Below are 15,609 nucleotides of genomic sequence, written 5' to 3'. Positions count from 1 at the left end.
AGTGATTATTTCTTACTAACAGCGGCTACAACTTTAGATGAAAGATCAGTCACTTCTTTAGGGTTAAAGTAAATAGTAGTGTCTTTTACTTTAACTTCGTCGAAGTCGCCGTCTTTAGCAATCTCTTCAATTGTTTTGATGATTACACCTTGAACTTTAGCAAGCTCTTGGTTTTGACGCGCTTTAATTTCTTGCTCTAAAGGGCGACCTTGTTCAGCAAGATTTTTTTGCATGCCTTGAATTTTTTCACGCAGAGTATCTTTTTGAGCTTGGCTCATCGTTGTACTTTCACGTTTAAATTTTTCAGCTTCAAAACGAATATCGCCTTGTAACTTTTCAAGCTCTTGACGACGTTCAGCAAACTCAGTTTGTAAAGACTGTTCAATTTTAGCCATTTGAGGAATTTGCTTGTAGATTTCCTGCATATCAACAATACCTACTTTGTGTGCAAATGCATTCACAGAAGTACCCATCATTAACGTTGCTAAAACTGCTACAGCTGTTGATTTAAATAATTTTTTCACAAAAAACTCCTTTAGAAAGTGTTACTAATGTTAAAGCTGATGGTTTTCGTATCGTCATCTTCTTCTTTTTGCAATGGATACGCAAAACTGATCAGCATTGGACCCATTGGAGAGATCCATTGTAATGAAAGACCGGTTGAAACCCTAAAACGCATTGGGTCTGAATAGTCATCTAATTTAGCACGTTCATCAACGCCTAAGTTTTGATAGCGGTCTACGTTAAACTCAGTATCCCATACGTTTGCAGCATCAACAAAGAAGCTAGTACGTACAGAGCTGGTATTTTCTTCATCTAAGAATGGTGTAGGAACAATTAGCTCCATACCTGCCACTGCTTTGGCATTACCACCAATACGACCTTGTGGCACTAGAATATCAAATTCTGATGCACCACCAATGCTACCGGTTGTAGTACCGTCTGCACCTGGCGTACCCGGAATAGACTGCGGTATACGCGACACAGCACGTGGTAATATTGTATTACGGTCAAAGCCACGTAGTTCCATTTCCGTTATACGGAAGTACTCTTGGAATGGAAGTGTTTGCTCATACCCGTTTGTAGAACCATAACCATTACCATAACCAAGTGCTGCACGCGTTGAGAATACCCAACGGTGGTCATTTGATATAGGCCAGTAAAAACGCGAATCGTAGTTCAGTTTAAAGTACTGAAGATCTGAGTTAGGCGTTGTTGCTGTTAAGTTTAGAGTTTGACGCGAACCCGCTGTTGGGAATAAACCACGGTTAACGGTGATACGCGACCAGCCAACACTCAGCTCATACTTAGTAAAGTCAAAGCCTGCATCTGGGTTATCTGGATCTAAGAATGTTTCACGAAGTACACGCGTTTGCTCGTACTCTGCAATATCCGAAAGCTCTTCTTTAATCCAACGGGCGCCAAAGTTAACACGATTTACAGCATCAATTGGAAAACCAATATTTGTGCCTAAACCATAACTTTTCGATTTATATTCAACAAGACTGAATTTACTTGCATCGTAGTTTCTGTAAAAGATGCTACTGCCTTGCGATACACCATCTGGCGTAAAGTATGGGTCTGTGTACGATAAGCTTAAGCTTTCAGAACCTGTAGACGTATTAAGGTTTAAACCAATTTGGTTACCTGTGCCTAAAAAGTTAGATTCTGTTACACCAATATTAAACTGCAGACCTAAGTAAGAACCATAAGCAAGACCAGCATTAAAGCTACCTGCAGATTGCTCTTTTACAGTAAAGTCTACATCTACTTGGTCATCCACACCGGGTACAGGCACTACGTTAAAATCAACAGTTTCCATGTAAGGTAGACGTTGAATTTGCAGTTTTGAACGCTCAAGGTTTTGATTAGATAACCATGCGCCTTCAAGTTGTGTCATTTCACGACGAAGTACTTCATCTGCCGTATTTTGGTTACCACCAACAATAATACGACGAACGTATACACGCTTACCTGGATTAACCGATAGTGTTAATTGTACTTCTTGCTTTTCGTCGTCAATTTCTGGAATTGTACGCACTTCAGCATTAGCGTAACCAAAACGTGCTAAGTAGCTTTTAATAAACTCTTCAGATGAAGTAACTACAGAACCGTTATAAAGCTCACCCGCTCTAAGTGGGATAACACTTTTAATTAAGTCTTCACGGCCAAGCAAGTCACCAATAAAGTCAAAACCTTTAACTTTATATTTTACGCCTTCAGTTAAGTTAGCTGTAACGTAAACCGATTCACGTTCAGGGCTCACTGAAACTTGCGTTGAGTCGATATTAAAACGCAGGTAACCACGGTCTAAATAATAACTACGAATTTTTTCTAAATCACCTTCAATGGTTTGCTTTTGGTAACGGTCGCTACCCATAAACTGCCACCAAGGTAAATCTTGCTGCGATTCAGCAAGTTTAAGAAGCTCTTCATTAGAAAAAAGTTCATTACCCACTAAGTTAATTTGGCGGATAGAAGCAGCATCACCTTCATCAAACTCTAACTTAAGTTTAACGCGGTTACGTGGCAGCTTAGTAATACTGATATCTACTTTAGCGTTGTATTTACCAATACTGTGGAAAAACTCAACTAAGCCTTTTTCGATACTATCGATAACGGTTTTATCAAGTGGTTCACCTTGGCGAATATCTTGCTGATCAAGAGACTCATTAAGCTGCTCGTCTTTAATGTCTTTATTGCCTTCAAACTCAATAAAGCTGATGGTAGGACGTTCCGTTACTTTAAAAATAACGTTGTTGCCATCACGAAGTGCTTTTATGTTATCAAAGTGCCCAGAACGATAAAGTGACTTTATTGTTTTTGAAATCGTATAGTCATCAACATTATCGCCTACGTTAATAGGAATATGTGTTAGCGCTGCACCAAGTGCTACGCGCTGCAAACCTTCAACTTTCAGGTCTTCAACAATAAAGGAGTTTTGGCCTAGGGCTGCAAAACTTGCACCCAATAAACTTGTTATTGCCAAATGTTTTTTTATAGCCATTTTATTATCTTTATCCTTTACAACTGTATTACCGCATAACACCTTACTAGTGGTGCTTTACAATCGTGTTCTAATTAGTAATTTGCCACGCTGTAACTACAAACGCGATACATCATTGAACAAAGCGAAACATGTTAGAAAAATGAGCAACAAGGCACCCACTTTAAAACCAAACTCTTGTGTCTTTTCAGAGACCGGCTTTTTACGAAAAAGTTCAATTATGTAATACATTAAGTGTCCGCCATCAAGCACTGGTAAGGGTAATAAATTAAATACACCCAAGTTAACGCTTATTAAGGCTAAAAAGCTTAAAAAGGCCACTAACCCATAGCTTACGCTAGTTCCAGCGCCTACTGCAATGCCCACAGGACCACTTAAATTTTTAACCGAAACCTGGCCTGTAATTAAATTACCAATCATGTCAAAACTGAGTGTAATTAAGCGCCAAGTTTCTTTTGTGCCTCGCACAATACTATCGAGCGGGCCGTAATGCCTTGTCTCTACATAGCCATCAGGCCATTGCTGTACAACAGGAGCAACACCTAAAAAGCCTTGCTCAATACCGTTATTATCAATGCGCCCTTTAGGGGTAACTGTAATGGCTTGTATAGTATCTTGTCTTTTTACACTAAATTGTAAAGATTTGTTAGCTGATTGCGTAATAAGATTAACTAATTGCTGCCAATTGCTTATTGTTTCACCGTTTACAGCCAAAATTGTGTCGTTAACTTGTAAATTAGCGTGTTCTGCGGCTGAGTCTTTAGTTACGGCGGCAATTGTTAAAGTTGCTTGAGGTCTAAATGGCACAATACCTAACGAACTCAGTGGTGGTACGTCTCGCTGGTCAAGCTTCCAACCCTCTAAATTAAGCGTTTTAACGCGTGGTTGAAGGTTTTTATCACGAACAATAACTTCAACGCTTTCTTCGCCTAAGTTAGACATAAGCGCAAATGTGGCATCTTGCCATGTCGTTATGTCATCATCACCAATTTTTATAATATGTTGAGAAGGCATAATGCCCGCCTGCTCTGCGCGACTGCCTTCGGTTATGCTGCCAACAACTGGCTTAACCGATTGCACACCTACCATATACATCACCGCAAGAGCAAAAATGGCAAACAAAAAGTTAGCCATTGGTCCCGCAGCAACAATAGCAATACGCGCTTGTACAGATTTAGAGTTAAACGACAAGTGGCGTTGATTTGCTGGTACGTCATCAACTCGCTCATCAAGCATTTTTACATAACCACCTAATGGAATAGCGGCAATCACGTATTCGGTATTATATTTGTCATGCCATTTTAACAGTGGCTTACCAAAACCAATTGAAAAACGCAGCACTTTAACGCCCATTTTTCGTGCAACCCAAAAATGGCCATATTCATGTATGGCCACTAAAATACCAAGCGCTAAAATAAATGAGCCAAGATTCCAAAAAAAATCAAACATATTAATGCGCCACTTTTGTTATAAATTCTGAAGCGCTAATACGCGCTAATTTATCACACTCTAAAATTTCATCTAGGCTTTGCACATTGGTGTAAGTTGCAGCTTCTAGCGTCTGTGCATTTATTTTGTATATATCGGTAAAACCAATTTTACCGTTTAAGAATGCGCCCACAGCTATTTCATTTGCTGCATTAACCGTTGTTGTCGCGCCCTGCCCTGCACTACACGCATCAATCGCTAATTGTAAATTTGGATAACGAGAAAAATCAGGTTTAGTAAACGAAAAATCACAAATTTCAGAGAAGTTTAACGGTTTAACACCCGCATTAATTCGCTCAGGATACGCAAGTGCATGGGCAATTGGCGTGCGCATATCGGGGTTACCCATTTGCGCTAAAATAGAACCATCGTGGTACTGCACCATTGAATGAATGATACTTTGTGGATGAATAACCACATCAATATCACTCGCATCACAATTGAATAACCACTTAGCTTCAATAAACTCTAAACCTTTGTTCATCATAGTTGCGGAATCTACTGATATTTTTTGACCCATCGACCAGTTAGGGTGTGCAACGGCTTCACTTACGGTTACATCTTTTAACGTATTTATATCACGCGTTAAAAATGGGCCACCAGAGCCGGTAAGCAAAATTTTACTTACGCCATGTTGCTGTAGTTTTTGATCGCCTTTGGCATTTTGTAACGAAGACGGTAGGCATTGAAAAATTGCATTATGTTCGCTATCTATTGGCAGCAAAGTGGCTTTATGTTGTTTAACTTTATCAATAAACAACTGACCTGACATAACTAAAGATTCTTTATTAGCTAGTAGTACTTTTTTACCCGCTTCAACAGCACTTAATGTGGGTAGTAAACCAGCTGCACCTACAATTGCCGACATTACAATGTCAACATCAGGATGAGCACATAAGTCACTCATTGCTTGCTCACCGTGCATAACAAGAGTTTGGCACTGAGTATTAGCTAAATACGCAGATAATTGCTCTGCGGCCTGCTGGTTAGCCATAATCGCATAAAGCGGTTCATGTTCAATACACAACTCCGCCATTTTCTTTGCATTTTGTCCTGCAGCCAAAACAAAAACATCAAATAACTCTTTATTGCGCGACACAACATCAAGTGTACTTAAACCAATTGAGCCCGTTGCGCCTAAAATAACCAGCAATTGCTTTTGGCTCATAAACTAAGAGTCCACGCATAGCACATAACAAACATTGGAGCAGCAGCCGTTAAGCTGTCAATTCTATCTAAAATACCGCCGTGTCCTGGTAAACATCGACCGCTATCTTTTAAACCAGCTTCACGTTTAAACATGCTTTCCAGTAAATCACCTACCGCAGAAAACAACGCAATAAATGCTGTCATTATCGCGTACACAGGCCATACAACTAAATCAACATCGGTAAAGTGACAAAATGCTAATACAAAAATAATAGAAGCGACTACACCGCCTGCTAACCCTTCAATTGTTTTATTAGGGCTTACTTTAGGCATTAACTTATGTTTACCAAAACTTTTACCCGTAAAGTAAGCACCCACATCTGCGCTCCATACAATACCGAGTACCACTAAAATTAGCACCGAACCAAAATGAGTTGATTCAGCATATTGCGCGCTACGTAGTGTATTTAGAGCAAGCCATAGCGGTACAAGCGTGAGTAGCCCTGCAATGCCGCGCATAACTAGGCCTTCATTCCACGCTTTAGCCATTTCTGGGTAGCGCCAAATTAAATAGCTAGCAACAATCCACCAAGCAAACGAAAGCGTAAATACGTAGTTTGCATCACCGACTAGCTTGCCATTTTCCCATAATGATTCAATAGGCCAATGTAAATTAAGCAAGGCAAGTAAAGCGCCAATAAACACAACAAAGGCAGCACGTTTAAGCTTGTCGCAAAGGCCCATAAATGCAGACCATTCCCATGCGCCTAATAATACAATTGCACCAGCAAAGTAACTAAATAACGTAAGCGGTGTATAAAAAACCAAAGCCAATGCTAATGGAGCTAGCACTAGAGAGGTTAAAATTCGTTGTTTTAACAAAATGTGACCCTTATTCTATTTAGGTTTGAGCGAGTAATTGTTTTATTTGTTCGCCCGTACAACCAAAACGTCGCTCTCTGGCAACGTAACACGCAATGGCCTCAGCAAATGCTGCTTCATTAAAATCTGGCCAAAGTGTCTCGGTAAAGTAAAGTTCTGCATAAGCAACTTGCCATAGTAAAAAATTACTAATACGAACATCGCCACCAGTGCGAATAAGTAAATCAGGTTCTGCCTGATCTGCCATGCTCATATGCTGTGCTAAGCGCTCTTCTGTAATATCTTCTGCGTTTAGTGTGCCCTGCGCAACTTGCAAAGCAAGTTGTTTTGCCGCATTGGCAACATCCCAACGACCACCGTAATTAGCTGCAACATTTAAACGCAACCCGGTGTTATTTTCAGTCAGCTTATGCGCAGCGTCTACCTTGCTACGTAATCCTTCAGAAAATCGTGATAAGTCTCCAATAATGGTCAGTTTTACATTGTTTTTATGAAGCTTTTTAACTTCCTTTGTTAAAACAAATAAGAAAAGCTCCATTAAAGTGTTTACTTCGTCTTCAGGGCGGCGCCAGTTTTCACTACTAAAAGCAAATAAGGTTAACGATTGTATCCCTAATTTAGTACAAAACTGAACAGATTGACGAACTGCGTCTACGCCTTTTTTATGCCCATACACACGAGGTCTATTTCTAGCTTGCGCCCAACGTCCGTTCCCATCCATGATGATAGCAACATGTTTGGGTAAACATTGCTGTGAAATTGTGTCAGCATCTAGAACCATAAATATCGAGTATTCCATAAAAAAACGCCGCCTAGTATACCCTAGACGGCGTTTCAAAACTAATAAAATTAGCTGTTTAGATTTCCATCAATTCTGTTTCTTTAGCAGCTAATAAAGTATCCATTTCTTTAATAAACTTATCAGTAAGCTTTTGAATCGCATCATCCGATTGACGCGCTTCATCTTCAGATATGTCTTTATCTTTTAATAAACCCTTTACATCGCCATTAGCATCACGACGAATGTTACGAATAGCAACACGACCGCCTTCAACTTCGCCACGTACAATTTTGATTAGGTCTTTACGACGCTCTTCTGTAAGTGGAGGAAGTGGTACGCGAATAACAGTACCTGCCGACATAGGGTTTAAACCTAAGTCAGATGCCATAATTGCTTTTTCAACAGCTTGCGCTAAAGACTTATCAAATACACCAATAGCAAGTGTACGAGAATCTTCAATTGTTACGTTAGCAACTTGGTTTAAAGGCGTTGGTGCACCGTAGTACGACACCATAATGCCATCTAGGATTGCAGGATGTGCACGGCCAGTACGAATTTTAGATAATTGGCTACCTAGTGCAGTTACACTTTTTTGCATGCGCGCTTGCGCGTCTTTTTGAATATCGTTAATCACGGTTTAATCCTAATTATTTGATTATTTCATCTGAGGCTTGTGAAGAAATAAGTGTACCTTCTTCTTCACCCATAATTACGCGTTTTAGCGCGCCTGATTTATTCATGTTAAATACGCTCAATGGCATATTGTGATCGCGGGCTAGAGTAAATGCCGCTAAATCCATAACTTTTAATTCTTTTTCAATGATTTCATTGTAGCTTAAGTGGGTATAAAGCGTCGCATCTGGGTTTTTAACAGGGTCATCACTGTATACGCCATCAACCTTAGTCGCTTTAATTACTGTATCCGCTTCAATTTCGATACCGCGTAAACATGCTGCAGAATCGGTAGTAAAAAATGGGTTACCAGTACCCGCTGCAAAAATGACTACGCGACCAGTTTTCAATAAACTAATTGCTTCAGCCCAGTTATAAGCGTCACATACACCATTAAGCGGAATAGCCGACATAAGACGACAATTTACAAATGCACGGTGTAGCGCATCACGCATTGCAAGGCCGTTCATAACAGTTGCAAGCATACCCATGTGATCGCCTACTACGCGATTCATACCTGCTTCTGCAAGTGATCCACCGCGTAAAAAGTTACCTCCACCAATAACTAAACCCACTTCTACGTCGAGCTCTACTAGCTCTTTAATTTCTTGTGCCATACGGTCTAAAACTTTAGGATCGATGCCGAAGCCTTCGTCTCCCATTAAAGCTTCACCACTTAATTTGAGAAGAACACGTCTAAAAATAGGTTTGCGATTGATAGTCATAGTATTGGGGCCAACTTTTATTGAATTATGGATAAAAAATAACCGCGCTTATGTTAAACATAAAAGCGCGGTTATTTTAAAGAATTTCTAGCTGCGAAGCAAAACCAAATAGTACTTTAATTGCATCTAATTTCATTATCCTTCACAAATAGTAATCTTACTTAGCTTTAGCAGCAGCAATTTGAGCAGCAACTTCAGCAGCAAAATCTTCTTCTTTCTTCTCGATACCTTCACCAACTTCTACACGTACGAAGCTAGTAACTGTTGCGTTTTTCTCTTTAAGAATATCGCCAACAGTTTTCTTAGGCTCCATGATGAAAGCTTGACCAGTAAGAGAAACCTCACCAGTGAATTTTTTCATGCGGCCAACAACCATCTTCTCAGCGATTTCAGCAGGCTTGCCTTCATTCATCGCGATTTCGATTTGTACTTGCTTTTCTTTAGCAACAACGTCAGCTGGTACATCTGAAGGTGTTAAGTATTCAGGGCTAGATGCAGCAACGTGCATTGCAACGTGCTTAAGTGTTTCTTCATCAGCAACACCCGCAACAACAACACCGATACGATCGCCATGACGGTACTCAACTAGGTTTTCACCCGTTACGTACTGTAAACGACGTACATTGATGTTTTCGCCAATTTTAGTAACTAGCTCAACACGGTCTTCTTCAAACTTAGCTTGTAAGTCTTCGATAGAGATAGTGTCAGCAATTGCAGCGTCAGCAACTTTGTTAGCAAATGCTAAGAAGCTTACGTCTTTTGCAACGAAATCTGTTTGACAGTTAACTTCTACTAGTACTGCAACACCCGCGTTTTGCTTGATGATGATAGTACCTTCAGCAGCAATGTTACCTGCTTTTTTAGCAGCTTTAGCAGCGCCACTTTTACGCATGTTTTCAATCGCTAACTCGATGTCGCCATCAGTCTCAGTTAACGCTTTTTTACAATCCATCATGCCAGCGCCTGTGCGCTCGCGTAATTCTTTAACTAGGGCAGTAGTTACAGCCATTAGTAAATCCTCAAATCTGAAATCAGGTTAGATAAGCGGGTTACCCGCTCGACAAGAATAGCAAGTCTTCACCTTAAAAAGATGAAGACTTGATGACAGCTAATTACTCAGCTTCAACGAAATCGTCTTTCTCAGCTTGAGCAACGATGTTATTCTCGCGACCTTCAGTAATAGCAGCTGCAACAGCGCTAGTGTAAAGGCTTACAGCACGGATAGCATCATCGTTACCAGGTACGATGTAATCAACACCGTCTGGGTTAGAGTTAGTATCTACGATTGCAACAACTGGAATACCTAGGTTGTTTGCTTCACGGATAGCAATGTGCTCGTGGTCAGCATCGATAACGAAAAGCGCGTCTGGAAGACCGCCCATGTTTTTGATACCACCAAGGCTCTTTTCAAGCTTTTCCATTTCGCGGTTAAGCGTTAACGTTTCTTTCTTAGTTAATTTCTCGAAAGTTCCGTCTTGGCTTTGTGCTTCAAGGTCTTTAAGACGCTTGATTGATTGACGTACAGTTTTCCAGTTAGTCAACATACCACCTAACCAACGGTGATTTACGAAGAACTGGTCGCTTTCTAAAGCAGCTGATTTAACTGCGTCGCTTGCTGCGCGCTTAGTACCAACGAAAAGAACTTTACCTTTGTTTGCTGCAGCACTTGATAAAAACTTAAGTGCGTCGTTGAACATTGGTACAGTTTGCTCAAGGTTGATGATATGTACACGGTTACGTGTGCCGAAGATGAAAGGCTTCATCTTAGGGTTCCAGTAACGTGCTTGGTGACCAAAGTGAACACCAGCTTGAAGCATATCGCGCATTGAAACGTTTGCCATTTTATAGATCCTCTATAGTTGTTTAGGGTTAGGCCTCCACATATCCCATAGCACCAACACCGAAGTAATTAAACTTCAAATGCACCCAAGTGTATGTGACGATACGTGTGTGTGTTAAAATAAAATTGTGTTTGCCTTAAATACAAAAAATCATTTAAGAATTTATTTGTAAAAAGACGGCGCGCTTTATACCATATTAAAATTAAATACTCAACGTCGCGTGCAAAATTTGTTCGGCGATAAATGTTAAAAACTCAACTTTGGAGCCTCAATGAGCGCTATTATCAAGACCCCTGAAGAAATAGAGAAAATGCGCGTAGCTGGGCGCTTAGCGGCCGATGTACTTGAAATGATCGGCCCTCATGTAGTGCCAGGTGTTACCACCGATGAGCTAAATACACTTTGTCATGATTATATTGTTAATGTGCAACAAGCAATCCCTGCTCCGTTAAATTATCATGGCTTTCCAAAATCAGTTTGTACGTCAGTTAATCATGTTATTTGTCACGGAATTCCAAATGACAAAGCATTAAAAGAAGGCGACAGTGTAAATATCGACGTAACTGTCATTAAAGATGGTTACCACGGCGACACATCTAAAATGTTCCACGTTGGTACACCAAACATTCAAGCTAAGCGTCTTGCAGAAGTAACACAAGAAAGCTTATACCTTGCTATTAAAATGGTAAAACCAGGTGTGCGCTTGGGTGATATTGGCTCAGCAATTCAAAAATATGCAGAGAGCTTTAACTACTCAATTGTACGTGAATATTGCGGCCACGGTATCGGCGCAGGATTTCATGAAGAACCACAAATAATGCATTACGGTAAAGCCGGTACTGGCGAAGCCTTAAAAGCAGGTATGTGTTTAACTATTGAACCTATGGTTAATGCGGGTAAACGCCAATGTAAGCTTCTTAAAGATGATTGGACAGTAGTAACACGCGACCGTAGTTTGTCTGCACAGTGGGAACATACTTTATTAGTGACTGAAAATGGTGTTGAAATTTTAACGCTACGATCAGATGATACTATCGACAGGATTATCGAACACTAATAAAAACCGAACCATTTGATAAAAATACTTATCAAAATAAAGGTTCAACAAGGAGCCAGCCCACGTGGCATTACCCAACAAAGTAAAAAAGTTGCTTAGCGATGCTGAGCAACTTAATGATTATCGCGATTGTTCTAGCTATTTTTATAAATGGCTACATAACGAGTTTTCTAAACAACCGGTTGGGAATTTAATTAATGCCCGGGCTGAGTTTATTGACCGCCTACTCATAAAGCTGTTTCATGTTTACGACTTAGCGCATGAGCCTGATTTAGCGCTAATTGCTGTAGGCGGATACGGACGTGGCGAGCTACATCCCTACTCCGATATCGACTTTTTATTGCTTGTAACTAAACCGCCAAGTGAAGAAATATGCGAAAAAATAGGCCAGTTTGTCACCATGCTATGGGATCTCAACTTAGAGATTGGCCACAGCGTGCGCACCATAGAACAAGCCATTGAGCAAAAACGTGAAGACGTTACTTTTGCCACCAGCTTGCTCGAAAGCCGCCTTATTTTTGGTAACCACATTGAGTTTGAAAAACTCAAGATGCATATTCTTGAAACACCCGTATGGCGCTCTGGTGAATTTTTTACTGCTAAAGTTCAAGAGCAAAACTTACGCCACAGAAAGTGCCACGGCACCGCGTATAACCTTGAGCCAAACATTAAAGAAAACCCCGGTGGTCTGCGCGATTTACAAACCATTATTTGGGTTGCAAAAAAGCACTTTAGAACAGAAACCCTGCAAGAATTAATAAGCCACGGATATTTAACTCACGAAGAGTTTCAAGAGCTTTCAGAGTGCCTAGAAAACCTATGGAATATTCGCTTTGCGCTGCATTTAGCAGCAGGTCGAGCCGAAAACCGTTTATTGTTTGATCATCAACCGCAAGCCGCCGAAATTTTAGGTTTTGGTAGCGACGGTAAAGCGTCTGTTGAGCGTATGATGAAACGCTTATTTAGAATAATGAGCCGCGTGCGCGAGCTTAACCAAATGCTACTTTCATACTTTGAACAAAGTATAATGCCCGAAAGTAGTGAAAAAACGGTGATAGAACTCGACAGAAACTTTGAACAAGTGGGCCATCAAATACGCGTAAAAGATCCGTCGGTATTTTTTAGGCGCGACCAACTCTTTGTATTGTTTGAGCACATAGCCGATAACCCAGCAATAACCCATATTTACCCAAGTACTATTCGTACTATTCGCCAGGTGCGCCGTCGTTTATTGGGCGATTTGCAAGATTACGCAGCCTGTCGCGAAGCCTTTTTACGCTTAGTTAAACACCCTAATGGCATGGGACGCGCATTTACGCTTATGCACAAGCACGGCATGCTTGCCGCCTACTTACCACAGTGGCGTAATATATTTGGGCAAATGCAGTTTGATTTATTTCATGCCTATACCGTAGATGAGCACACCCATAAGTTAATCAAAAATATTTACGAATACTTTGATAAAACAGGTATTAGCGAGTTTCCTATTTGTAGTGAAATAGTCACTCGAATGGATAAACCAGAGCTACTTTATTTAGCGGGTATATTTCATGATATTGCTAAAGGCCGAGGTGGCGACCATTCAGAACTTGGCGCTGTTGATGCCATAGCTTTTGCTAAATTGCATGGTTTTTCATCGGCTGATGCTAAACTAGTAGCATGGCTTGTAAGTAATCATTTACTTATGTCGGTTACCGCACAGCGTAAAGATATTAACGACCCAGCTGTAATAAAAGACTTTGCAACACGTATTAAAACAGAGCGCCAACTCGACTATTTATATTGTTTAACGGTTGCCGACATACGTGCAACCAACGACAACTTATGGAACGATTGGAAAAACACCCTACTGCGTGAGCTTTATTTACACACGCAACGCGCACTGCGCTTAGGGCTCGAAAACCCAATGGATCAACGCGACCAAATTCGCGACAAAAAGCATCAAGCTAAACAGCGTCTTCTTAATTTAGGTTATCAAGAGGAACAAATTGATTTAATTTGGAGCCGCTTTAAAGCCAACTATTATACCGCTTTTAGCGAACAGCAAATATCATGGCAAACCGAGCATTTATTAAATAGCCCCGATTTAAGCCAACCCAGTGTTATTGTGTCTAACAAAGCGATGCATGGCGGTACGCAAGTATTTGTGTACAGCCCTTACTCTGGCGCACTATTTGCCCGATTAGTGAGTGTGATTGGCTCTAAAAAAGCACAAATACAACACGCCCAAGTACTAACCACAAAAGACGGTTATATACTGTTTAGCTTTGTAATACTTGAAGTGAGCGGCGACCCTATAGCCAGTGGTAGAGCGCAATCAATTAAACGTGGGCTTGAGCAAGCACTAAGCGATCCGCGTAAAAAAATTCGCTTTAAAAAGAGCCGAACTCAACGCTTTAAAGATTTTAATATTAAACCTAAAATTGTACTGCGCCCACATGCACGCAAAGACCGTAGCTTAATAGAAATTCAAGCCGTCGATATACAAGGTTTACTAACCAAAATAGCCGAAGTTTTCCAAGCGCATTTACTACACATTCACGCAGCCCGTATTACAACGGTAGGTGAACGTGCCGAGGATTTCTTTGTTGTATCTAATAACGAATACCAAGCGCTGACTGATGAAGAGCAAGCAAAAATTCATCAGGCATTACGTAAAAAATTCAACGCCGAAACAGAATAGAGGACACACATGTCAGATTTAAAAACGATGATCGAAAACGCATGGGACAACCGCGATAGCATTAGCCCAAGCACAGTATCAAGCGACGTAAAACAAGCCATTATTGACGCACTTGATTTACTTGATAGCGGCGCTGCACGCGTTGCTGAAAAAATATCAGGTGAATGGGTTGTACACCAGTGGCTTAAAAAAGCAGTGTTACTGTCGTTTCGTATTCGCGACAACCAACCAATGAACGATGGCGTAAACCAGTTTTACGACAAAGTACCGCTTAAATTTAGCGACTACACCCCAGAGCAGTTTCAGCAAGGCGGTATGCGCGTAGTACCAAACGCTGTAGCACGTAAAGGCAGTTTTGTAGGTAAAAACGTCGTACTTATGCCATCGTACGTAAACATTGGCGCATACGTTGACGACGGCACCATGGTTGATACATGGGCGACTGTAGGCTCGTGTGCACAAATTGGTAAGAACGTACATTTATCAGGTGGCGTTGGCATAGGCGGCGTTTTAGAGCCTCTACAAGCTAACCCAACTATCATTGAAGACAACTGCTTTATTGGCGCACGCTCTGAAATTGTGGAAGGCGTAATCGTTGAAGAAGGCGCTGTAATTTCAATGGGCGTTTACATCAGCCAAAGCACTCGTATTTATGACCGCGAAACTGGCGAAATTCACTACGGCCGCGTACCAGCCGGTGCAGTAGTTGTACCAGGCGCACTACCGTCAAAAGATGGCACCCACAGCCTTTACGCTGCAATCATCGTGAAAAAAGTAGACAAGCAAACACGCGAAAAAGTAGGCATAAACGCCCTACTCCGCTCAATTGATGAGTAATCGTAGGTTGGGTTGAGTGAAACGAAACCCAACGATACTTTAAAGTTAAGTGTTTTAGCTAAACTTTAATTGTATATAGAAAAGCTCTAAGCCTTTGGTTTAGAGCTTTTTTAAATTCTTCTAAATGAAGTTCGAGTGCTGGACACTTCTACATCAAAATTTAATGAACTCAAAAGGGACTTTAAGCCCTTAACAGCCAACTCATTATTTTCTGATGGTCCTATTATAATTTCTTCAATTGAATTTTGAGGAAAAGGTACCGTTCTATATGGGGCTATAATGCCAGATTTAAGAATGCGATAGCATAAAGGGAAGAACTCTTTCACTCCATTTTCAAGTTCTATAAAATCAATATTAGAGGAGTCTATAAAATCAAAATAACCCTTTTCAGTATTTTCATTTAATGAGACTGTAGTGGTCAATAAAATTTGGCCACAGTTTTAGAATCTTGATATCTAACCTCAGATTCATTTGGCGCTAAACCGGC

14 protein-coding genes are annotated in these 15,609 nt (G+C 40.7%); 3 read left to right on the top strand and 11 right to left on the bottom strand.

All coding sequences use genetic code 11. The annotated features are described in order from the left end of the window. Positions 1-5: 5 nt before the first annotated feature. From I6F50_RS14725 to rpsB, 10 genes are all read right to left on the bottom strand, one after another. The gene (locus tag I6F50_RS14725) at positions 6-524 is read right to left on the bottom strand and encodes an OmpH family outer membrane protein (RefSeq protein ID WP_007580993.1); all 519 of its coding nucleotides are present in this window, start codon (positions 522-524) and stop codon (positions 6-8) included. Between the two features lie 11 nt (positions 525-535). Next, a complete protein-coding gene (gene bamA, locus I6F50_RS14720) occupies positions 536-3,007 on the bottom strand; it encodes an outer membrane protein assembly factor BamA (protein WP_007580991.1) in 2,472 nt (823 codons plus the stop codon). 96 nt (positions 3,008-3,103) lie between these two features. After that, entirely contained in the window at positions 3,104-4,456 is a 1,353-nt protein-coding gene (gene rseP / locus I6F50_RS14715) for a sigma E protease regulator RseP (protein WP_010553745.1), read from the bottom strand. A 1-nt stretch (position 4,457) separates the two neighbouring features. Then, on the bottom strand, positions 4,458-5,663 hold the full coding sequence (ispC, locus tag I6F50_RS14710; protein ID WP_165739361.1) for a 1-deoxy-D-xylulose-5-phosphate reductoisomerase: 1,206 nt from the start codon (positions 5,661-5,663) through the stop codon (positions 4,458-4,460). Beyond that, entirely contained in the window at positions 5,660-6,526 is an 867-nt protein-coding gene (locus tag I6F50_RS14705; protein ID WP_007580986.1) for a phosphatidate cytidylyltransferase, read from the bottom strand. Before I6F50_RS14705 ends, ispC begins: the two co-directional genes overlap by 4 nt. Positions 6,527-6,545: 19 nt before the next feature. Further along, positions 6,546-7,325 (bottom strand): isoprenyl transferase, encoded by a 780-nt coding sequence (locus I6F50_RS14700; protein ID WP_007580985.1) that lies wholly within the window; start codon positions 7,323-7,325, stop codon positions 6,546-6,548. Between the two features lie 58 nt (positions 7,326-7,383). Continuing rightward, on the bottom strand, positions 7,384-7,941 hold the full coding sequence (frr, locus tag I6F50_RS14695; RefSeq protein WP_007580984.1) for a ribosome recycling factor: 558 nt from the start codon (positions 7,939-7,941) through the stop codon (positions 7,384-7,386). 13 nt (positions 7,942-7,954) lie between these two features. Further along, positions 7,955-8,704, bottom strand: coding sequence for a UMP kinase (gene pyrH / locus I6F50_RS14690; RefSeq protein ID WP_007580982.1), 750 nt, complete (start codon positions 8,702-8,704; stop codon positions 7,955-7,957). A gap of 157 nt (positions 8,705-8,861) precedes the next feature. Continuing rightward, a complete protein-coding gene (gene tsf / locus I6F50_RS14685) occupies positions 8,862-9,713 on the bottom strand; it encodes a translation elongation factor Ts (protein WP_007580981.1) in 852 nt (283 codons plus the stop codon). A 103-nt stretch (positions 9,714-9,816) separates the two neighbouring features. Continuing rightward, positions 9,817-10,545: a 30S ribosomal protein S2 gene (gene rpsB, locus I6F50_RS14680; RefSeq protein ID WP_007580978.1), complete on the bottom strand. Its 729-nt coding sequence runs from the start codon at positions 10,543-10,545 to the stop codon at positions 9,817-9,819. 271 nt (positions 10,546-10,816) lie between these two features. On the opposite strand from rpsB, the gene map reads away from it, so the two are divergent. The 3 genes from map to dapD all read left to right on the top strand — a co-directional run bounded on the left by map (position 10,817) and on the right by dapD (position 15,122). Then, entirely contained in the window at positions 10,817-11,602 is a 786-nt protein-coding gene (map, locus tag I6F50_RS14675) for a type I methionyl aminopeptidase (protein ID WP_007376820.1), read from the top strand. Positions 11,603-11,666: 64 nt separating this feature from the next. After that, on the top strand, positions 11,667-14,285 hold the full coding sequence (gene glnD / locus I6F50_RS14670) for a [protein-PII] uridylyltransferase (RefSeq protein WP_197176566.1): 2,619 nt from the start codon (positions 11,667-11,669) through the stop codon (positions 14,283-14,285). Between the two features lie 9 nt (positions 14,286-14,294). After that, complete coding sequence (dapD, locus tag I6F50_RS14665; RefSeq protein ID WP_002958324.1) at positions 14,295-15,122, top strand: 2,3,4,5-tetrahydropyridine-2,6-dicarboxylate N-succinyltransferase; 828 nt, start codon at positions 14,295-14,297, stop codon at positions 15,120-15,122. Positions 15,123-15,232: 110 nt separating this feature from the next. Here dapD and I6F50_RS14660 read toward each other — a convergent pair whose 3' ends face one another. Then, entirely contained in the window at positions 15,233-15,544 is a 312-nt protein-coding gene (locus tag I6F50_RS14660) for a hypothetical protein (protein WP_231613026.1), read from the bottom strand. Positions 15,545-15,609: the final 65 nt, after the last annotated feature.

It is taken from the genome of Pseudoalteromonas sp. NZS127_1, from assembly GCF_015864295.1.
Lineage (GTDB): Bacteria > Pseudomonadota > Gammaproteobacteria > Enterobacterales > Alteromonadaceae > Pseudoalteromonas > Pseudoalteromonas arctica.
This window is presented reverse-complemented; position numbering and strand designations above follow the sequence as displayed.

Excerpts from the sequence above, each read along its gene's own strand:
- bamA (WP_007580991.1), bottom strand. The coding sequence starts at position 3,007 with ATGGCTATAAAAAAACATTTGGCAATAACAAGTTTATTGGGTGCAAGT.
- rseP (WP_010553745.1), bottom strand. The coding sequence starts at position 4,456 with ATGTTTGATTTTTTTTGGAATCTTGGCTCATTTATTTTAGCGCTTGGT.
- ispC (WP_165739361.1), bottom strand. The coding sequence starts at position 5,663 with ATGAGCCAAAAGCAATTGCTGGTTATTTTAGGCGCAACGGGCTCAATT.
- I6F50_RS14700 (WP_007580985.1), bottom strand. The coding sequence starts at position 7,325 with ATGGAATACTCGATATTTATGGTTCTAGATGCTGACACAATTTCACAG.
- pyrH (WP_007580982.1), bottom strand. The coding sequence starts at position 8,704 with ATGACTATCAATCGCAAACCTATTTTTAGACGTGTTCTTCTCAAATTA.
- tsf (WP_007580981.1), bottom strand. The coding sequence starts at position 9,713 with ATGGCTGTAACTACTGCCCTAGTTAAAGAATTACGCGAGCGCACAGGC.
- rpsB (WP_007580978.1), bottom strand. The coding sequence starts at position 10,545 with ATGGCAAACGTTTCAATGCGCGATATGCTTCAAGCTGGTGTTCACTTT.
- map (WP_007376820.1), top strand. The coding sequence starts at position 10,817 with ATGAGCGCTATTATCAAGACCCCTGAAGAAATAGAGAAAATGCGCGTA.
- dapD (WP_002958324.1), top strand. The coding sequence starts at position 14,295 with ATGTCAGATTTAAAAACGATGATCGAAAACGCATGGGACAACCGCGAT.